General features: G+C 37.5%; 14 protein-coding genes and 2 tRNA genes. 6 read left to right on the forward strand and 10 right to left on the reverse strand.

All coding sequences use genetic code 11. The features are described from left to right. Positions 1 to 23: 23 nt before the first annotated feature. Together ABVM50_RS01495 and ABVM50_RS01500 are read left to right on the forward strand one after the other, a co-directional pair. Entirely contained in the window at positions 24 to 2405 is a 2382-nt protein-coding gene (locus ABVM50_RS01495) for a hypothetical protein (protein ID WP_405199660.1), read from the forward strand. Positions 2406 to 2692: 287 nt separating this feature from the next. Continuing rightward, positions 2693 to 4786, forward strand: coding sequence for a hypothetical protein (locus tag ABVM50_RS01500; RefSeq protein WP_405199661.1), 2094 nt, complete (start codon positions 2693 to 2695; stop codon positions 4784 to 4786). Between the two features lie 178 nt (positions 4787 to 4964). Here the strand turns inward: ABVM50_RS01500 and ABVM50_RS01505 are convergent, their stop codons facing one another. Continuing rightward, positions 4965 to 6248, reverse strand: a complete 1284-nt coding sequence (locus tag ABVM50_RS01505) for an amidohydrolase family protein (protein ID WP_405199662.1) — start codon at positions 6246 to 6248, stop codon at positions 4965 to 4967. A 4-nt stretch (positions 6249 to 6252) separates the two neighbouring features. Continuing rightward, positions 6253 to 7383 (reverse strand): DegT/DnrJ/EryC1/StrS family aminotransferase, encoded by a 1131-nt coding sequence (locus ABVM50_RS01510; RefSeq protein WP_405199663.1) that lies wholly within the window; start codon positions 7381 to 7383, stop codon positions 6253 to 6255. Positions 7384 to 7480: 97 nt separating this feature from the next. Between ABVM50_RS01510 and ABVM50_RS01515 the strand changes: the two genes are divergently transcribed. The 3 genes from ABVM50_RS01515 to ABVM50_RS01525 all read left to right on the forward strand — a co-directional run bounded on the left by ABVM50_RS01515 (position 7481) and on the right by ABVM50_RS01525 (position 9405). After that, complete coding sequence (locus ABVM50_RS01515; RefSeq protein ID WP_405199664.1) at positions 7481 to 8719, forward strand: 3-deoxy-D-manno-octulosonic acid transferase; 1239 nt, start codon at positions 7481 to 7483, stop codon at positions 8717 to 8719. A gap of 94 nt (positions 8720 to 8813) precedes the next feature. Then, positions 8814 to 9053 carry a hypothetical protein gene (locus ABVM50_RS01520; protein ID WP_141878638.1) on the forward strand — a complete coding sequence of 80 codons (240 nt, stop codon included), beginning with the start codon at positions 8814 to 8816 and terminating at the stop codon, positions 9051 to 9053. A gap of 82 nt (positions 9054 to 9135) precedes the next feature. After that, entirely contained in the window at positions 9136 to 9405 is a 270-nt protein-coding gene (locus ABVM50_RS01525; RefSeq protein ID WP_405199665.1) for a hypothetical protein, read from the forward strand. 52 nt (positions 9406 to 9457) lie between these two features. Here the strand turns inward: ABVM50_RS01525 and ABVM50_RS01530 are convergent, their stop codons facing one another. From ABVM50_RS01530 to ABVM50_RS01550, 5 genes are all read right to left on the reverse strand, one after another. Then, positions 9458 to 10225, reverse strand: coding sequence for a LexA family transcriptional regulator (locus ABVM50_RS01530; protein ID WP_141878640.1), 768 nt, complete (start codon positions 10223 to 10225; stop codon positions 9458 to 9460). Between the two features lie 171 nt (positions 10226 to 10396). After that, positions 10397 to 12373, reverse strand: coding sequence for a heavy metal translocating P-type ATPase (locus ABVM50_RS01535; protein ID WP_405199666.1), 1977 nt, complete (start codon positions 12371 to 12373; stop codon positions 10397 to 10399). 280 nt (positions 12374 to 12653) lie between these two features. After that, positions 12654 to 12848: a hypothetical protein gene (locus ABVM50_RS01540; RefSeq protein ID WP_405199667.1), complete on the reverse strand. Its 195-nt coding sequence runs from the start codon at positions 12846 to 12848 to the stop codon at positions 12654 to 12656. Positions 12849 to 12926: 78 nt separating this feature from the next. Continuing rightward, complete coding sequence (locus ABVM50_RS01545; RefSeq protein ID WP_405199668.1) at positions 12927 to 13268, reverse strand: hypothetical protein; 342 nt, start codon at positions 13266 to 13268, stop codon at positions 12927 to 12929. A 388-nt stretch (positions 13269 to 13656) separates the two neighbouring features. Further along, positions 13657 to 16575 (reverse strand): M16 family metallopeptidase, encoded by a 2919-nt coding sequence (locus ABVM50_RS01550; RefSeq protein ID WP_405199669.1) that lies wholly within the window; start codon positions 16573 to 16575, stop codon positions 13657 to 13659. A gap of 577 nt (positions 16576 to 17152) precedes the next feature. Between ABVM50_RS01550 and ABVM50_RS01555 the strand changes: the two genes are divergently transcribed. Then, the gene (locus ABVM50_RS01555; RefSeq protein WP_405199670.1) at positions 17153 to 18109 is read left to right on the forward strand and encodes an ion channel; all 957 of its coding nucleotides are present in this window, start codon (positions 17153 to 17155) and stop codon (positions 18107 to 18109) included. Between the two features lie 236 nt (positions 18110 to 18345). On the opposite strand, the gene ABVM50_RS01560 is transcribed toward ABVM50_RS01555, so the two are convergent. The 3 genes from ABVM50_RS01560 to mutS form a co-directional block, all read right to left on the reverse strand. Beyond that, positions 18346 to 18429: transfer RNA gene (locus ABVM50_RS01560), tRNA-Leu, on the reverse strand. A 15-nt stretch (positions 18430 to 18444) separates the two neighbouring features. Continuing rightward, positions 18445 to 18517 (reverse strand) — tRNA-Gly (locus ABVM50_RS01565). 222 nt (positions 18518 to 18739) lie between these two features. Further along, complete coding sequence (mutS, locus tag ABVM50_RS01570) at positions 18740 to 21310, reverse strand: DNA mismatch repair protein MutS (RefSeq protein WP_405200673.1); 2571 nt, start codon at positions 21308 to 21310, stop codon at positions 18740 to 18742. Positions 21311 to 21358: the final 48 nt, after the last annotated feature.

A 21358-nucleotide genomic window follows, 5' to 3' on the forward strand; every position in this document is an offset into this window, starting at 1 on the left:
TATCGCAACCTAAATCGAAACCATTGAATTTCAAATTACTTTCAACAGGGTTACTCGTAACCCTGTTTTCATTTACACTCACGGCTCAAAAACTACCCCAAAATGCAAACGAGTTAAAGACAGAATATCAAGATTTTTTCTCAGATTCCAGAGAATCAACCTTTCTGCATTTATATAAATCAAAACTTTTACCGGGTGAAGACCTATGGTTTGCCGCATATATCTATGATTTAAATAAACAAACACCCGCCATTACATCTACTAATCTAAACGTCCAGCTTTTTGATGATGCTGGGAATGAACTGGCTACTAAAACTTACTACAGTTTTAACGGAAAATCCCAAGGTTCTATACCTATAGATTCTTTAAAATTAAATCCTGGTAATTATTATATTAAAGCTTCCTCAGACTATATCCGGTCTAAGGATGAAACTCTATCTCAGACAAGACCATTTCAAGTTCTTGGAGAGTTTGCAAAAAATCGAAAACAAGAAAGTGAAACCGCATTCGATCTACAGCTTTTCCCAGAGGGAGGCCATTTGATCTCGGGCGTAAGAAATACTGTGGGAGTAAAATTAAGCAATCGCGATGGCAAAGGACTTGAGGAGCTACCTGGGTATGTTATACGTGAAAATGATACTATTAGTAGGTTCACCACGAATAGATTTGGGATGGCTAGTTTTCCAATCCTGGTTCAACCTAATGAAGACTACAGGGTATCTATTGTTATAGAAAACGGCAGCCAACAACAAAAAGAACTACCCAAGGCTGAGATTGAAGGAATTGCTTTGACCGTAAAGGATTTCAGTGAAGAATTACTCATTTCACTAAAAACAAATGCTCCAACTGCAGCAACGATTTTTAATAAGAAATTCCATGCAGCAATTCATCAAGATGGGAAAATAAAAGATTTCTCCTTCCAGTTCCCGGATAGTAGTAAGGAAGCTAACATCAAATTTCCAAAGGATTCGCTTTTTACAGGCGTCAATACAATTACGATCTTTGATGAATCATTTCAACCGCTATTGGAACGTTTAGTGTACAAAAATTCCAAGGAAGAAGCTACTATTAAATTTTCAGGAATTAAAAATCTGGGAGACTCTCTTAAAATTAGACTTTCTAATGCGTCTAAGAATAACGAAATAATTAACATAAGCGTTGCCGCATTACCATCTGCCACGAAAGCCTATGATCTAGATTTTAATATTGTTTCAACCTTCCATCTGGCCCCTTATGTAAAAGGTGCTATTCAAAGCGCTGGCTATTATTTCTCAGACAACCACAGTTTACGTAGAAGAATGTATGATCTCGATTTACTTCTAATCACCCAAGGATGGAGTAAATATTCATGGCAGGAAGTGTTTTCGAATAAACCAGCAGAGAAAATTTCCAGAACACAAGGCTTCAGAATAGAGGGTAAAGTGTTCAAAAGAAATTTAAAGAAGGAAAATGACATGTTCTTAAGGAACGAGGTCTCTGGCGAATTCGGAATTATTAACATTGAGGATGACAACAGTTTTAAGGTCCAAAACCTCTACATCGAAGATGGTACAGAATTCTCTGTAGGTATGTTGAACGATCGAAATAGTAAACTATCAAAACCTTCAGTTAGATTAAAGGTCTTACCTGAGGCATATCACTCTAGCATCCCTAGATTCGAGCTTGAAAACCTGGCAAAAAGTCCAAATGTAAGCCTTACAGAAATTCCGGAAAGTTTTGTGAGTTCTGGACAAATTCTGGACACCATAAATTTAGAAGGGACTAAAAAAATAGAAACTGAAAGCACATATGGTAATAAGCTTAGTGCTATGGCAGAGTATATTATTATTGATGAAGGAGATATACGATCCAATTTCTATATTACAGATCTCATTGCTAAAAACGGTTTTAATGTTCGGCGAACCCCTGCGAATGTAGAAATTAGGTCTAAGGTTCCTTTTAGCTTCAATGCCTTGCCTCCAGAACCAAACATCACTTTAAATGGCGCTCGTCTTATTGGCGATCTAAGCATTCTATACACTCTAACTACAGACCAGGTGGAATCCATATATATTAATAGCAGTGCATCTGCAGGAAGAGGACTAAACGCTGGTGGTGGTAGTATTGAGATTAACCTAAAGAAGGGTTCAAGAAGAGGAAATAATACAGAAACCATAGATAATATCATTGCCAATAATGGATTCGCACCTCAGAAACAATATTATAACCCAAAATACAATTCTTATACAGCCAGTACATTTATTGAGTATGGAATTATAAACTGGGAACCTGTAGTTCAAATTGGTGAAGATTTTACCGATATTAAAATTCTCAATACATTACAAAAAAAGATCAATCTTTATATTGAAGGATTTACAAACCAGGGAACATTAATTTCTGAAATAATAGAAATAGACACTAATTAAAGTTTTTGTATTAAACCTTATCCAAACTGATAAGGTATCGGGCAAAACTCACTGTATAACATAACTCACCCTTTGATGCGTAAAACTGTCTTACTGTTTATCATTTTAAGCATGAATTTAAATTTAACAGCCCAAAAGAACGTATCAAATCTACAAGATTTTGGAGATAGTTATGTGAACTATTTCAAAATGGACAGGGAACTCCTATTTGTTCATTTAAATAAGACAAATATTCTTCCTTATGAAAATCTCTGGTTCTCAGTCTATGCTAAAAATCTTAATACGGATTGCCAAGTTTAGAAACAGCGAATTTAATTATAGATGTTCTAAATGCTGATGGTAAGGTCTTAAATACCCAAACGATACTAGTCACTGCAGGAAAAGGCTTTGGGTTTATTGAAATGGGAGCTAAAAAATTTATTCCCGGGAAATTTTATCTGAGAGCTCGTACCAATTACATGAAAAACTTTAAAGAAGACCTTAGTTTTCTTCAAGCTTTCCATATTGTTGGTGAGAACCATGAAATCAGCAGTAAAGAAAAACAGAATGACCTCCAGGTATTACCAGAGGGAGGACATTTAATTCAAAATATAAAAAATTCTCTGGGAGTAAAATTATTAGATCAATATGGGAATGGACTAAATTTTATCAATGGAAAATTGCTTAATTCTGAAGATGAAGTGATAGCCCGTTTTGAGTCTAACCAATTTGGATTAGCTAAATTCAGTTTTACACCTAGACCTAAGGAGGACTATCAAATAAGTGTAATGACCGCCAATGGAAATATTGAAACCAAGAAAATTACTAAAGTAGCTCCTCAAGGATTAAACCTGATAACTACTAACGAGGATGATTCCTTTCTTTTCTCTGTTTCTACGAATGATACCATTCAAGTACAGGATAAGACATACTATACGGCTATTCACCAGGCTGGAAAAGTTAAACACTTTGCTTTCCAATTTCCCAGAGGAATACAAAGTGTCGACATAAAATGGAAGAAAGACTCATTATATACTGGAGTGAACACATTTACTGTGTTTGACGATTCTTTTCATCCAATAGTAGAACGTCAGGTTTTTAATCAGGAGGGCATTAAACGAGTTAACTTGAAATCAAATTTTTTGAAAAAAATAGGTGATTCAATTCAACTGGAGCTCATAGCAGATCAAAAAGTAAAAAATAGTTCTATAAGTATTTCAGTATTACCTGTAAAGTCTATTTCTTACGAATCCATTCACAATATACTTTCGGCATTCTATTTAAAGCCTTATTTAAAAGGAACAATTGAGAATGCATCTTACTACTTCTCTAAAGGCAATCAACAAAATATTATTGAGGATATTGATTTATTAATGCTTACTCAGGGATGGAGCAAATACGAATGGGAACATATTTATAGTTATGATATAAAGAAATCTTTTGAAAGAGAGGTAGGTTTTGAGCTTAAAGGAACTGTACCTAATAGAAATAGAAACAAAGAGAAGTCCCTCTATGTAATATCTAATGAAACATGTTTATCTGAAATCATACCAATTGATGAAAGTGATCAATTTTCACTAAAAAATACCTACATTTTAGATAGCACTGCCATTTCTTTTGGATTAATCAATGAAAAAAATGGTTCGATCTCCAAACCTGCAATTTTAGCTAATGTATATCCCTTGAAAAATGATGATAAACATTCTGATTTTCTTCCAACAACCAAGAGTCCCTTACTGAAAAAGTATAAATCAATTCCAACTAACTTTACTGAAGATCCAATGGCGTTTGCACTGGATACCGTGCAATTAACTGGCCTAAATAAAGACGGGGATAAGTATAAAAAAGATCTGGAAATCATAAATCCTGATGTAGTAATTACTGAAGAACTTGAACAAAAATATAGATTAATCATAGATTATATAGCAACTCAAGGATTTCGAGTACTGAAAGGTGGATATGGCTCTTTGATCATAGAGAACAAAAGTCCAAAAAATTTTATACAAAGTAGCCAAGGACTCGGTGCCTATCCACAAATTTATTTCAATGGGGCAAATCTAGGTTCAGATATAGGTCCGTTAAAAACTTTACTCACATCTGAAGTACAATCCATAATAGTTAGTACTTCTGGAGCTGGTTATGGCATGAATGGCTTTAATGGTGTGATTGAGATTACCACAAAAAAAGGAAGTGGTAGAAAGGTCTCAAGTAAAGAAACTTTTTCTGATATTATAACGAATAATGGGTTTTCCAAGAATAGAGCGTTCTATGCTCCAAAATATAATTCCTATAACTCAGAGTCTTTTGATCTCTATGGCGCTATAGATTGGCTAGTAGATTTAGAAATAAATCGAAATGGAAAAGCCAGTTTTAAGATTCTAAATACCTTACAAGAAAAGTAATTCTTTATATCGAAGGTATGACTCTGGATGGCAAGCTGATCTCAGAGAAGCACACCTTAAACGTTAATTAAAAAAAGCGCGATCTCAAGTGATCGGGCTTTTTATGTTATCTAACTAAGCTAGTTAAGATTTAAAACCGCATAGTATCTAAATTAAAATATTAGTTCTAATATTACCTTTATTCCTGCTTGTACACCTTTCCTTCTTTCATGACAAATACCACTTCTTTTAGGGTAGAAACATTTTGAGTGGGATCCTCGTTTACCGCAATGATATCTGCATAAAAACCACTAGCGATCTGTCCGCTTTCGTTTTCCATATTCAAAACTTTCGCAGGAGTGATGGTAGCTGAAATGATTGCTTCCATAACTGGCATTCCGGCTTCGGTCATATATTCAAATTCGCGAGCATTTTCTCCATGTTTAAAAACACCTGCGTCTGTACCGAACAAAATTGGTACTCCCCTCTTGTAGGCTTTAGCAAAAGTATTCTGAATTTTAGGTCCAATCTCCTGAGCTTTTGGAACTACAAGTTCCGGGTAATAGCCTTCGATTTGCGCATTTTCAGTTACTTCCTTTCCGGCGGTGATGGTGGGAACGAGGTATGCATTCATCTGCTTCATAAGGTCCATGGTTTCTTCACTCATTAAAGTACCATGTTCGATGGTTTTCACTCCTGTTCTAACAGCCCGCTGCATTCCCTCATCACCATGTGCGTGAGCGGCCACATGAAAACCGTAATCTTTAGCTGTCTTAACTATTTCTTCAATCTCTTCAGTAAAAAACTGCGGATTCGAACTACTCTTCGCAACACTAAGAACTCCTCCAGTAGCAGTGATCTTGATAAGATCAGCTCCATTCTTATAGCGTTGGCGAACCGCCTTTCTTGCATCCTCCAGACTATTCACTACGCCATCCTTTGGTCCAGGATTTCCCATTAATTCAGCATTAACTCCATTAGTAGGATCTGCATGACCTCCAGTTGTTGCTAGACTTTTGCCGGCCGTGAAAATTCTTGGACCAGCGATTTTCCCCTTATTTATGGCATTCCGAAGAGAGATATTTATACCAGAACCTCCAAGATCGCGAACGGTAGTAAAACCAGCCATCAGTGTTTTTTCAGCAAAACCTACAGAGTTGAAGGCATTATCAGCCGGGTTATTTGTAAAGCTTTCTATATACTCACCAGGACTGGATTCTCCTTCCATATGTACATGCATATCGGTAAGCCCGGGAAGAACCGTTTTATTTCTAAGATCGATGACTTGTATGCTATCATTAGAAGGCTTTTTAAAACCTTTTTCTACGGAAGATATCTTATTACCTTCAATAATGATGGTACGCTCTTCTAGTACTTTTGAATTTTTAGTGTCGATCAATTTTCCAGCGTGGATATAAGTTTGCTGGGCCATTGAGTTCAAACTGAACAAAACAGCGACTGCTATTATAAGTATATTTTTCATGAGATTATTTTAGAAAATCGATTACTGTACTCGTAAGATAATCAATTTGCTCATCATCAAGCTCCGTGTGCATAGGTAGGGAGATCACTTCCTGCACAAGCCTGTTGGTTACAGGGAAATCTGCCTCATTATAACGCTCGTCAGCATAAGCTTTTTGCTTATGTAATGGAATAGGATAGTAAATTCCGAAGGGCAGACCTTTCTCCTGAAGGTGTTTTGCCAGTGCATCTCTCTTGCCATCAAGAATTCTTAAAGTATATTGATGAAAAACATGAGTGTCGCAGTCATCTTCGCGGTAAGGTGTGACAATTTGCTCATGAGCTCTAAATGCCTCTGTGTATTTAAATGCAGCTGCCTTCCTCGCTTCGTTGTAGATATCCAGCTTTGGTAATTTGGCTTTTAATACTGCTGCCTGTAAACTATCTAATCTCGAGTTCACTCCAACTACATCGTGATGGTAGCGTTCATACATACCATGATTTACAATACCTCTAATAGTATGTGCCAGTTCATCATTATTCGTAAAAATAGCTCCACCATCACCATAACAACCTAAATTCTTGCTTGGGAAAAATGAGGTAGCTCCCACATCACCCATGGTTCCAGCTTTGAATGTTTTGGCTTCCCGGGTATGATAATTAGCACCGATAGCCTGTGCGTTATCTTCAATAACGAAAAGATCATTTTCTTTAGCAATCTCCATCACCGCATCCATATTTGCCACCTGTCCGAATAAATGCACAGGTACGATAGCGCGGGTTTTTGGTGTGATCGCCTTTCGAATTTTGTCAGGATCAATATTATAAGTTTCGGGATCTACATCCACTAGCACCGGAGTTAGTTGAAGTAAGGCAATAACTTCAACGGTAGCGGCAAATGTAAAATCAGCAGTTATGACCTCATCGCCTGGTTTTAGTCCCAGTCCCATCATAGCTATTTGTAAAGCATCGGTTCCGTTAGCGCAAGGAATAACGTGCTTTACACCCAGATATTCTTCAAGATCCTTCTGAAATGCATGCACATGAGGGCCATTGATAAAAGATGTTTCTTCCATAATTTCCTGGAAAGAAGCATTTACTTCATTTTTTATACCTTCGAACTGACCTTTAAGATCAACCATTTGAATCTTTTTCATCTGCATTTTTTTTCAGGTTCACGAAAATACAAAATATAGCATCTACTGGCAATCACTTTAATCACAAACGGCTATTTTTGAAATCAGATTTACATTCATGCAATCTCTCTATAACTCACTTATAAATTTCAGCCAGCCGGTAATTTCGATAGCTGGAAAATTCAGTCCAAAACTGAAGGAATTTTCAGAAGGAAGAAAAGATCTGTTTCCACGGCTTGAAAAATTGCTACAGCCAGAATCCCAGTATATATGGATACATGCAGCTTCGCTTGGAGAGTTTGAAATGGCAGTGCCAGTTCTAAAAATGCTAAAAGATGAATATCCTTCAGAAAAGATCATTGTTAGCTTCTTTTCTCCTTCAGGTTTCAATAATAAGAGAAAGCATGAACTGGTGGATATCTTCACCTATCTCCCACTGGATACGAAGAATAATGCGCAAAAGTTCATTGAACTCATAAAGCCGAAAATGGCATTCTTCATCAAATATGATTTCTGGCCAAATTTTTTACTAGGTTTAAAAGATCGTAAAATTCCCACATACCTGGTTTCGGGCGTCTTTCGTGAAAATCAGAGTTTTTTTAAATTCTACGGAAAATGGATGATCAAATCCTTGCAGGCTTTCGAACACTTTTTTGTTCAGAATGAGGAATCTGCAGAATTATTAAACAAAGTAGGCTTCAAGAATACAACGGTTGCAGGAGATACGAGGTTCGACAGAGTTGCAGCACAAATCACCCAGGACAATCATATAGAATTTATTGAAGATTTTAAGGCTAGTAAGGTATTGACGGTATTTGGAAGTAGCTGGCCAGAAGATGAGAATATTTTTATTAACTATATTAATGAACATCCAGAACAGAAGTTTCTGATCGCACCACATGAGATCAAGGCTGAAAAAATCCAAAGCTTCTGCGATAACATAAAACAACCGGTACTAAAGTTTACAGAAATGGATAAGGCTAACATTGAAGATTTCAATGTTTTTATTCTGGACACGATTGGTTATCTGGGAAGAGCCTATAGCTATGCTGATATTGCTTATGTTGGCGGTGCAGCTGGTTCGACCGGCTTGCACAACATTCTTGAGCCGGCTACCTTCGGAATTCCTATAATTATAGGATCGAACTACGATAAATTTCCGGAAGCAGCACGATTAAGACAATTAGCAGGACTGTTTTCTGTTAAAAATTCTGAAGAATTTGATGAGATTATGGACAAATTTATAAGCAATCCTAACTTCAGAAAAAAGAGCGGAATGATCGCCGGGCACTTTATTAACAGTAATACGGGCGCTACCAGACTTCTAGAATCTCATTTAAGAGCATTGAAAAACTAAGGATTAACAAACATTGCTAAAAAAAAGTAAAAATAATTCGTACAATTGTTTATAGTTGTAATTTCGACCCGTATTAACAACTAAATAAATACAAATGAGACGTTTATCAATCCTTGCGATTGTATTAATGACTAGTTCTGTTTTATTCACATCCTGTAGACAGGAAGCAGAGAAGGAAACCATCGTCAAGGAAGTAGAAGTTGAAAAGCAGGTCAAATCACCTGAAGAGGCTGATGAACGAGAAGGAATTCTCGAAAGAACAGCTAAAAAAGTCGATAATGAAGTAAATAAGGAAATCGACGAAGAAATAGAAAAAATTGGAGACGACAATTAGTAATAAATCTCAAATTTTAATACATTGAATTACTAAAAACTACTAATAACTAAATAATCAAATTATGAAAAAACCAATTTTAATGCTTGCTTTAGCACTGTCAACAAGTTTATTCTTTACTTCTTGTAGAGAAACTAACGAGAATGAGACTGATGATATGGAGCAAATGGAGTCTGATGATATGGACGACATGGATGATATGGATGACATGGACGATACAGAAAATGACGTCGAAAATGCAGCTAATGATGCTGGTGATGCAGTAGAAAATGCAGCTAACGACGCTGGAGACGCAGTAGAAAATGCAGCTCAGGATGTTGAAGACGAAGTTGAAGGAAACGACGACTACTAGTCCTTAATAAAATAAGTATCCAAAAGCCCTTTCTAATCTAGATAGGGCTTTTTTAATGTTTAAAAGATTTCAATTCTCTTTTCAACTCGTTCATAGACTGTTGTAACTCCTGAAAAAGTCCATTATTTGTAGGATTGTCCAGGTTAAAGGTAAGTTTGGAATTTACCTGCCAGATCTCCTGAATATCATGGACATTGATCTCTAAAGGTAAATATTCTTCATTAAGCGATATCAGTAAAACCTTCGAAGGATCAGGCATTTTCTGAATCTTCTTTACCAAGACCGAGTCATACATTACGATCACGTATACTTTATTATTACTGGCTTCTTCTATGCTAGCAACAGCTTTTCCCATCACCCATTCACCCGGACGATAATCTGGTAACATACTATCTCCCTCGATCTGGAAACCACGATAGGTAGCATTTCTAAATTCTGGTAACGGAATATCAAAAGCCGGAAGTTGATTATACCATTCTACATCCTGAACGTTATGAGGATAACCTGCAGCCGCCTTCTGGTTTACAAGTACTATGTTTTCATTATCGGCATTATCTACGGTGACAACTTTTGGACTTACATCTCCTTTACTAATCTTAAGATACTTCTGCCCACTGTCTCCAAACAACCATAAGGGATTGATCGCAAACTGCCTTAAAAGTTCAGCTACTACTTTACCTGAAAGCTTCGTACGGCCACGTTCAATATCTGCTGTTGAATTTTTTATACCCAGTAGCGAAGCAAATTCTGTTTGAGTATAATTATGCTCTTCACGAACTTCTTTAAAATGCTTAATTTCAATCGATCCCGGTGTGCCCATAAACTATTAATATTGGAATTATTCCAAATTTATAATAATAAATGGAATCTTTCCTCAGAATTCAAAAATAATTGAATAAAATATGTAGGAACTGTTCTTCATATCCGAATATCGCTTATCCCTGAGCTCAAGGAAATCATGATAAGATAATACTAAAGAACTCAATAAATCCTATTCAGATTTGTAGCCCAGAAGTCTGAGTGCGTTCAAAACCACTACAAGCGTTGAGCCTTCATGAAAAACCACCGCCACCCCAATATTGGCCCATCCAAATATAGTTGCCGGAAGTAGCAAAGCCACTACACCCAGACTAATCCATAAATTCTGTTTTACGATGTTATGTGCTTTCCGGCTCAAACCTATAGCGAATGGAAGGACTTCGAGTCTGTCTGCCATCAGGGCGATATCTGCAGTTTCAAGCGCAACATCACTTCCTGCTGCACCCATCGCAATTCCCACTGTGCTGTTTGCCATGGCCGGAGCATCATTTACCCCATCCCCTATCATGGCAACTTTAACCTTGCCGTTGCTAAGTTTCCGAATCTTATCAACCTTTTCTTCAGGTAATAAGCTACCATAAGCTTTAGTAATTCCAATTTCTTTAGCGACCGCATCTGCTACAAACTGATTGTCACCGGTAAGCATCACCATTTCTTTTATACCCAATTCTCTTAAACGTGATAAAGTAGGCTTAGCAGATTGCCTTGGCGCATCCATCAATCCCAAAATCCCGCTAAAATGATCTCCAGATTTCACTAACATGGTAGTTTTCCCATCTTTTTCCAGGTCTTTGATCCTTTTAACCAGTTTCGAATCAAGTTGCTCTTCACCTTCAAACAGTTCCAGGTTCCCTATAGATATTTGATTCCCATTAATATGACCACTTATACCCTTCCCCTGAATTGCTTCGGAAGCAGATAACTGAGGTATTTGATATTCTACTGGCAGTTTCGCACTTCCATCACGAACTATAGCCTTGGCAAGTGGATGATTACTTGTATTTTCCAAAGCAATCACTTCTGAAAGTAATTCAGCTTCCGAAGAATTATTCAGCAAAATAACATCTGTTAGTTTTGGCTTCCCTTCAGTAAGTGTACCGGTTTTATCGAAAGCCAAAGTTTTCAAAGTTCCAAGATCTTCCAGCGGTTTACCACCTTTAAATAAGACTCCGCCTTTCGCTGCACGAGCAATTCCACTCAATACTGCGGAAGGTGTGGAGATCGCAAGCGCACAGGGACTTGCAGCCACCAAAGCAGCCATAGACCTGTAAAAACTTGCGGACCATGGTTCATCGAGGACCAAAAACGCCAGGTTCAGAATTAGAATAAGAATAAGTACCGCCGGAACATAAAATTTTTCAAATTTATCTGTCAGTAATTGAGTAGGAGATTTCTTATCCTGGGCCTGCTGCACCATTTCAATAAGCCGGCTAAGCGTGGAATCCTCAGCCTTCCTGACCACCTGCACCTCTATCGTAGCATCTCCATTAATCGTTCCTGCAAAGGCACGGTGTTTATCGGGAATAGAAGTAATATTATTATAATCTACAACTTCATCCTTTACAGGTTCTTTGTCTACTGGAATACTTTCTCCTGTAATTGGAGCTTGATTAATGTTCGTTCTACCATTGACTAGAATGCTATCTGCCGGCACGGTTGAATTAGGTCTAATGCGTAGAATGTCGCCAACCTCTAAATTTTCAAGGCTCACTTCCCTGAACTCACCGTCAATCTTCTTGAAGGCTACCTTGGGAGCTAGTTTTGTAAGCGCTTCAATAGATTTCTGAGCTTTATCCATGGCGAGATGTTCAAGCGCATGACCAAGACTGAACAGAAACAAAAGCAATCCACCTTCAGCCCACTTGTCCAGAAAAGCTGCACCGATAGCGGCTACCAACATCAAAAAATCAATTTCAAACCTAGCTTTCGATATTTCTTCGAAAGCCTCTTTAGCAGTAAAAAATCCACCAAAAAAATATGAGAACAAGAATGGAACTAAAGCATAGACAAAATCAAAATCTGAAAACTGCTGAAGTATATATCCACCTATTAGAAATATTCCGCTTAAAATAGCAAATATTAATTCCGTTCGTTCTCCAAAAATACCGTCGTTATGTGGCTTGCAACAACCGTGATTATGTCCTGACATTTATTTCAGTAAATTTTAAGCTAAAGGTACAATTAAATGTCTTGAAGTATAAATTACAAACTAGCCCGGAAGTTTAAATAGCTAAGGATTTAAAAATATCTTCAGCAATACATCCCCGATACAGGTGTGTATTTCTTTCTGAAAGGAATTAGGGTTGAACTGTTTCGAAGAAGATCCAAATCATATAGATTGTAACTCCGGGACAGTCACTGTAATCTCATCTAGTATCCATCTATGAAAATATCTGAAAGATGTATTAAATGGTAATGCAAATACTAGATTATTTACAACATCTACAGGTGTCAAGTTTCAAGACCTGATATTTCATCAAAGCTGCTTCAGAAGCAAGCCTGTTATTATCATATATTCCCAGATAAACCCGATCAAAAACTGAAGGCAATTGCGTACAACTATCGGCATGGATAGACATGACACCATTGCTATTAGTTTGTTTACTGAGATAGTAAAATTTCATCCGGCAATTTATCCTGCTAATAGAAGATCATTTAATAGAATTCGGTAAAATTTTAATGTTTTTGAACGACTATAGATTTTATAAAGTTTGAAGTTCCAGCATCCAAAATGCAATGATAAGTAGAAGACTAATAATCATTCCTGAAAAAATCATAAGAAGACCTCTATTCTCAACCTGAATGGTTTCCAGCTCCTGCTCAAACAATTCCTGCTGCTCCTTTTCTAGTTTGAAATACCGCTGAAATCCCAACCTGTTGGCTAGCTTACCCTTATTGGTAAGATAAACCTGTCCGCGATCGTTAATATATATAAGTCGCTTATCTCTCAACGTATTAATAAAATCTATGGATGTGCTTTGTCTCAGGTCTGTCGCCATTGTACCGTCCTGTAGATTATTTAGAGTATATGTATTTGGCTTCATATTAACAAGTCTTTAACTTTCGAGTAATACTAATTAAAAGAAGTTAAACATCATTTCCTAATGTAATCTTAATTTTAACTACTGTGAAATGCTAGTAAAAAGGTTGAAAGGTTGATATATGTAATTAATTGCCATTGTATAATAACCACGAAAAATCTGATCATCATGAGACTCTGATAAAGATGCTGAAATAGTTCGATTGAACGAAATCAAGTTATCTTATATATGGAAATTTGCAGTTTAATGTTCAAAATCAGAAATTTAAAACAGTAAAATAGAGAATTGGATTCCAAATCTTTTATAAGCACTCATTATCTGAATACCCAGCTAAAAACAAAAAAACCTGCCAGATTCGGCAGGTTTTTCTATTCAGAAATAAAAGCTGAGATTATTTTACATCTTCCATTTTAATTTCTTCACCTTCTTTATTCAAAAGTTTTACCTCATCAAAGCCCATATCTTTAAATTGCTCGAATTGAGACTTTGCGTCTCCAACTACCAAATAAGCCATTTTTGATTCATCCAGATACTTGTTCGCCAATTCCTGATGTTGTTTCAAAGTCATATTGTTAATTACATCTTCTTCTTTCTCGATATAATTTGAATCAAGATCATAAGCACTCATTTCCTGTAACATCCCTAAAAGCGACCCCTGAGTTTCAAATCGGCGAGCGTTTGACTTGATCAGTGCGTTTTTAGTGAATTGCAGGTCATCCTGAGAAATCCCATCCTTATATTTAGAAATTTCATCCTTAAAGATCTTTACCGATTCTCCTGTAGTATTTGTTCTAACAGAAGACGATGCCGTAAAGGTCCCGGGAATTTTTGATCCGCTAAATCCTGAACGTGCTCCATAAGTATAGCCTTTTTCTTCTCTAAGAATAAGGTTTACATTTCCGGAAAAAGATCCTCCCAATTTGTAATTCATCACTTCCAAAGGATAGTAATCCTCATTTGTTCTTGGAATCGCAATGTATCCGATATTTATGATGGATTGTTTTGCGTCTGGTACATCTACAAAATACAGAGATGCCTTTTCACGATTATTCTGGATCTGAAAATCAGGAATATTGACTTCCTTCGCTTCCCAGTTATTTTTAAGACCTTCAGCTGCCGCCAAAGCTTCAGCTTTATTTACATCACCAACTACATGTAATCTTGCTACAGAAGGTGAGAAGTTTTCAGAATAGAATTGTTTCAGGTCTTCCATACTAACCGCTTCCACATCTTCTTTTGTTCCTGAATTAGTGTAAGCGAATGGATGATCCTCACCATAAAGAATTTTATTGTATACCCTGTTTGCAATCCTGTTAGGGTTTGCTTCATTTCTCTCTATTCCGTTGATAGTGCTGGTTTTAATCCTTGCTAATTCTTCTTCATCCCATCTTGGTTCCAATAGAATTTCTTCCACCAGATCCATAGTTTTTGAAAAATTTCTTTTCAGAGAGTTTCCACGAACAACGATAGATTCATTGCTGGTATACATATAAATGCTTGCACCGAGTAGCGCAATAGCGTCTTCCAGTTCCTGCGGAGTTTTGTTAGCCGTTCCTTCCATCATGATATCACTCATTAAATTAGCAACACCATTGTTTTCAAGATCATCCAGCAAATGTCCGCCTTCTATAACCAAACTAAAAGTTACCAGGGGCAATTCATTTTGTTCAATTCCGTAAACTTCTAAACCATTTGCCAGTTCCGTATTCCACGCTTCAGGAACACTTAGACTTGGAGATTCGCCCATTTCAGGTTGTACAGATCTGTCAAAATTTGAAGGAGTTTTTTCAACTTCTTCAGTATTAGTTTCTGCTACTTCAGTTTCCTTATTTTCAGTAATTTTCTCTTCTACAACCTGAGCTTTTTCAGAATTTTCAGTAATTAAATCAGTCTTACCCTTTGGCACAAAACTGGTCATTACATAAGGCTTGTCTTTGATATATTCATTATAGACACGCATTACATCCTCCTTGGTCACATTTTTAATGTTTTCCAAGTCTTGCTTATAGAAATTAGGATCACCAGCAAGAACATCATAGCGCGCTAACTGGAAGGATTTTCCAAGAACACTGCTAATACCATTATAGAAATCTGTTTCCAATCCAGCTTTGATCTTTTCAATATCAAAATCTGTAACTCCCTCTTGTTCGAAAAGTTCAAGAGCCTCTTCAATACCCATTTCAATACTATCAAGATCTACTCCTGAATTGGCCGTCACATTAATAGTAAACTGACCCGCTAATTGACTCGGACTATTATACGCATTGGCGCGAGATGTAAGTTCTTTCTCCTTTACCAAAACTTCGTATAATGGCGCATCTTTTCCGTTGGATAAAATCTGCCCAAGGTAATTTAGCGCATAAGAATCTTTACTGTACTGTTCAACAACAGGCCATACCATATTTAATTGCGGCGCCGTGGCAAAATTGTCTTCGTGATATAAACGTTTAGTTTCATCCAGAGTTACCAATTGCGTTTCTAATGGCTCTACTTCCTGACCCTTTTTAATCTCACCAAAATATTTTTCAATAAGATTTTTAGCCTCATCTTCCTGAAAATCTCCAGCTAGTACAAGGGTAGCATTATTAGGGCCATAAAATTTATCGTAAAACTCCTTTACATCTTCAACAGTGGCATTTTGAAGATCTTCCAGTTCTCCAATTACCTGCCAGCTGTATGGGTGACCATCAGGGTACATATTTTTGTCTATTACCCAACCGGTATGCCCATAAGGATTATTATCAACACGCTGTCTTTTTTCATTCTGAACCACTTCCTGCTGATTGGCAAAAGCAGCTTCGGTCACTGTATTGATCAAAAAGCCCATTCTATCAGACTCCAACCAAAGTACCGTTTCCAGAGCATTCTTGGGCACCACTTCATAGTAAATGGTCCCATCCTGCCAGGTTCCCCCGTTTAAAGTACCACCAACATCCTGAATAGTTTTAAAGAACTGATCCTGCGGAACATTTTCGGATTCCTGGAACAGCATATGCTCAAACAAGTGTGCAAACCCTGTTCTACCCTTCTTCTCACGGTTAGAGCCAACACCATACTGTATCGCTACGGAAACAATAGGATCTGACTTATCCTCGTGTAGAATAACGTTCAAGCCGTTTTCCAACTCGTACTTTTTGAATTCAAGACTGAGGTCTGCACTTTCTTCGGCTTGAACCGTATCTTGTTCCACCATGGCCTGATCTGGTCCTGTGGAAGTATTCTGTTGAGTATCCTTTACCTTACAGGAAACTGCAGCCAAAAATGTAAATGAAAGCGCTAAAGCTTTCATATTAAATCTGACATTTGTCATATAATTAATGTTTTTGTTAAGATTTCTGAATTTAATAAAATTTGGGCTTGTACTTTACTCGTTTTCAGATAATTTGAAGTATTCCTTCAAAATAATTCAAAACGGTAATGAAAAATCGAAATATAACTCCAGAATTTATTTTGTGTAATGATCTCATACCGTTGAAACCTATTCTGAAAAATCCCCTGCTAATGTATTCTAACAATTTTCAGCCGCTCCATTCGATATTCTGTATCTATTAAAGAAAATAGTCGTAGGCTCCGACAAGGGTTCTAATTTTCAGCATGAAATGAGCTCATTTCAGCAGATAGTAACGCTACTTAAACTGCTGAAATTCAAACTTGTTGATTTGAGGCATTGTTATTTTTAACGAAATCTTCCGAGAATCTAGAGGTCTAAGCGATATCTTAAATGTATAATTCATAATATTGAAAATGACACGCTTTAATTTTTCACCACTTATAGGGGTCGTATTCCTAATGCTTCCAGGTTATATGATAGCAAGTAATATTCCGCAGGATTCCACCAATAAGAAAATAGAGCAACTTCAGGTAGGCGTTTTGAACAAACACCTTATATGTTCAAAGATAATAAAGGAAATTGGGACGGTATTAGCATTCGGCTTTGGAGAAATGTTGCCGATGATCTAAATTATAGTTTCGATTTTCTGGAAATAGATCCGGAAATAGCAAATAGTAGTCTAAAAGATAAACAGGTCGATATTTTACTTTTAAGTGATCTAAATACAAAGGAGGACAGCCTGGTAGACTTTAGTCATATTTATTACACTGCAAATATGGGAGCAGCGACCTCCCCGGCCATGGATCTTGGAGCCATTATCAAAAGTTTTTTCAGTAAAAGATTCTGGATCATAGTTTTAGTACTTTCTGTATTGTTGCTAATTATAGGAACCATCATGTATTTTGTAGAGCGCAGAAGCAACGATGAAAATTTTGGAGGCGAACGTTCTATCATAAAAGGTATAGGTTCAGGATTTTGGTGGGCAGGTGTAACTATGACAACGATTAGATATGGTGATAAGGCTCCGGTAACTTTCTGGGGCAGAGTCATCGCACTTTTCTGGATGCTTATCGCCATGGCTGTCACGGCGGTTCTAACTGCATCTTTAGTAAGCGCGGTGATGGGCAGTTCTTCCAGTAAAAAATTGGCAATTCCGACCGACCTTAAAGACATGGAGGTACTTGCCTTGCAGGAGTCAAAAGCATCGGCTTATTTAGAAGAAGAAAGAGTAAGTTTTCAAAAAGTTTCTGATCTTAAAAATGGTCTACAGCTTGTAAACTCAAGAAAGGCTGATGTTATCCTGCATAATATTCCGCAGCTCAATTATTACATAAACAGTGATGCAGCTCTCAGTCTTCGTGTTCAACCTATCCTACTTAATCCCAGGTTATATGCCATGGGAATACGTAATAATAGTAAGTTACGCGAAGATCTAAATCGTTCAATTTTGAAAGTAATACAGACTTCCCAATGGCAACGGGAGCTAGACAGATTTATTCCGGATAAGAGATAGTAATAAAATGAACGTCATTTATTTCTGAAAATGAATCATTCAATCATTGAAACTCTAGATTCCTTTTTAATTCAATTATATAAGCATCACGAGTTTGTTATCAGCACATCTCACCTTCTTGATAGATCATTAAAGGTTTATTTATCCTATTTGGAATTAAGCAAAACATTGAATTCTGTGCGGAAGAAATGGATACAAAAAAACCCTCAAAATCAACAGATTAAGAGGGTATTTAGTACTCGGGACGGGACTTGAACCCGTACGACCTAATGGTCATTGGATTTTAAGTCCAACGTGTCTACCAATTCCACCACCCGAGCTTAAAACTATTAAAGAGCGAAAAACGGGATTCGAACCCGCGACCTCCACCTTGGCAAGGTGGCGCTCTACCAACTGAGCTATTTTCGCGATTTTAAAGAACAAAACGCTTTTTATCATAGCGTTTATTGCGGAGGCAAATTTAAAACAAATCTTATAACAGCAAAGAATTATTTAAGAAAAAAGCTGACTCAAAACCAATTCTTTCAAGCTAGGACGCTTACCTCTTCATTATCAGTAACTAGGAATTAAGCAACTTTCAATTAATAACAATAATAAAGTGCGATACATAAACAACAAACCATGAAAATCTTATTGCTTACTCAGCATCCTCTTGATCTCATTCAGCTTCATTAGTGCTTCTACCGGCGTTAGTGTATCAATATCGATTCCCAATAGCTCCTGCTTCAAATCTTCCAGTATTGGATCATCCAGATTAAAAAAACTAAGTTGCATCTCTTCTTCCGCAGAACTTTTCATAACCGCCCCAGAATCTTCCATCGAGTGGGAAGCCTCCAGTTTCGCAAGAATTTTGTTCGCTCGATGTAAAACCATTTGCGGCATTCCCGCCATCTTTGCGACATGTATCCCGAAACTATGTTCACTACCCCCGGGCACCAGCTTCCGCAGAAACAACACATTATCTTTTAATTCCTTAACTGAAACATTATAATTCTTAATCCTGCCGAAGGTATCACACATTTCATTCAGCTCATGATAATGTGTAGCGAACAGTGTTTTTGGCCGGGCCGGATGTTCGTGCAAATACTCACTAATCGCCCAGGCAATACTAATCCCGTCATAGGTACTGGTTCCTCTTCCAATTTCATCAAGCAGCACAAGACTTCTTTCAGAAATATTATTCAGAATACTCGCAGTTTCATTCATTTCTACCATAAAAGTAGATTCTCCCATCGAAATATTGTCACTCGCTCCTACTCGTGTAAAAATTTTATCCACCAGGCCGATTTCCGCAGCTTTCGCTGGCACAAAACTTCCCATTTGAGCCATAAGTACGATTAACGCAGTTTGACGCAATATGGCCGATTTACCACTCATATTTGGCCCCGTAATCATAATGATCTGCTGGTCCTCTCGATCAAGATTAACATTGTTGGTCACATAAACTTCTCCAGATGGTAATTGTTTCTCGATCACCGGGTGCCTTCCTTCTTCAATCGCCAGTGCATGACTATCGGTGATAGACGGACGCGAATAATTCTCCAGTTTAGCCAGTTGAGCAAACGAAGCAAGACAGTCCAGTCTTGCGATCAACTTTGCATTTCGCTGTACAGGATCAATATATTCAGCCATCCAGGAGATCAGTTTTGAGAATAATTCCTGTTCAAGTTGCTGGATCTTCTCCTCTGCACCCAGAATCTTAGACTCGTATTCCTTGAGTTCTTCTGTAATATAACGTTCAGCGTTTACAAGGGTTTGCTTTCTGTTCCAGGTTTCCGGCACCTTATCTTTATGTGAATTTCTAACCTCGATATAATAACCATACACATTGTTCTTCCCGATCTTTAAGGATGTAATGCCTGTTTCCTGGCTTTCACGTTTGATCATATTATCGAGATAATCCTTTCCAGAAAAAGCTATGGCCCGCAAGTCATCTAATTCTGAAGAAAAACCTTTCGCGATCACATTTCCTTTCTGAACATTGACTGGTGCTTCTTCCGTAATACTTTCAGAAATCTTACTACGCAACAGATCGCAGCTGTTTAAAGTATCTCCAATAACCCTGATCGCTTCGTTATCGCATTCCAGAGCGAGTTCTTTAATCGGAATGATAGCGTTCAGCGAATGCCTTAGCTGGTTCACTTCACGCGGACTGATCTTCTGAGTAGCGACCTTGCTAATAAGACGTTCCAGGTCACTCATTTCTCTTAATTGCTCCTGAATTCTTTCTAACCTATCCGGATTCTTCAGCAGAAAGTCTACTACTTCCAGTCGTTGTTCTATAAGATTCGCATCTTTGAGCGGTAGTGCCAGCCAGCGTTTTAAAAGTCGGCCACCCATTGGTGAGATCGTTTTATCGATTACATCAAGCAAGGTCACAGCATTTGCCGCATTAGAATGATACAATTCCAGGTTCCTGATGGTAAACCTGTCCATCCATACATACTGCTCTTCCGCGATTCGGTTTAAAGAAACAATATGCTGAAGGCGATGATGCCTGGTTTCACCAAGATAATAGAGAACGGCTCCAGAAGCAACAATTCCCTCCTCAAGATGGTCTACACCAAAACCTTTTAGCGATTTTGTTCCGAAGTGATTGTTGAGAGTTTCATGAGCATAATCACTTTTAAAGATCCAGTCATCGAGAAAGAAACAATGATAATCCTTCCCAAATGCCGATGTAAAGTCCTTCTTATACTTCTTCTGAACAAGAATTTCACTCGGTGAAAAGTTCTGAAGTAGTTTATCAATATATTCCTGATTTCCCTGTGCGCATAAAAATTCACCCGTAGAAATATCCAGAAAAGAAATTCCCAGGTTTTTCTTTCCGAAGTGAACTGCACAAAGAAAATTATTTGATTTACTGCTTAAGATATCATCGTTAAATGCAACCCCTGGAGTAACCAATTCGGTCACGCCTCTTTTAACGATGGTTTTAGTCATTTTCGGGTCCTCTAATTGATCGCAAATAGCAACACGCTGACCCGCTCTGACTAATTTTGGTAAATAAGTATTAAGTGAATGATGAGGAAATCCCGCCAGCTCGGTACGCTCACCGCCGTTATTACGATTGGTAAGTACGATATTGAGAATACGTGCAGCTTTCACTGCATCCTCCCCAAATGTTTCATAAAAATCCCCAACCCTGAAAAGCAGCATGGCATCAGGATATTTAAGCTTAATGCTATTGTATTGTTTCATTAAAGGGGTCACCTTCTGCGATTTCTTCTCTGCCAATTTTCCGGGATT

Origin of the sequence: Christiangramia sp. LLG6405-1 (assembly GCF_045055805.1) — a bacterium.
GTDB lineage: Bacteria > Bacteroidota > Bacteroidia > Flavobacteriales > Flavobacteriaceae > Christiangramia.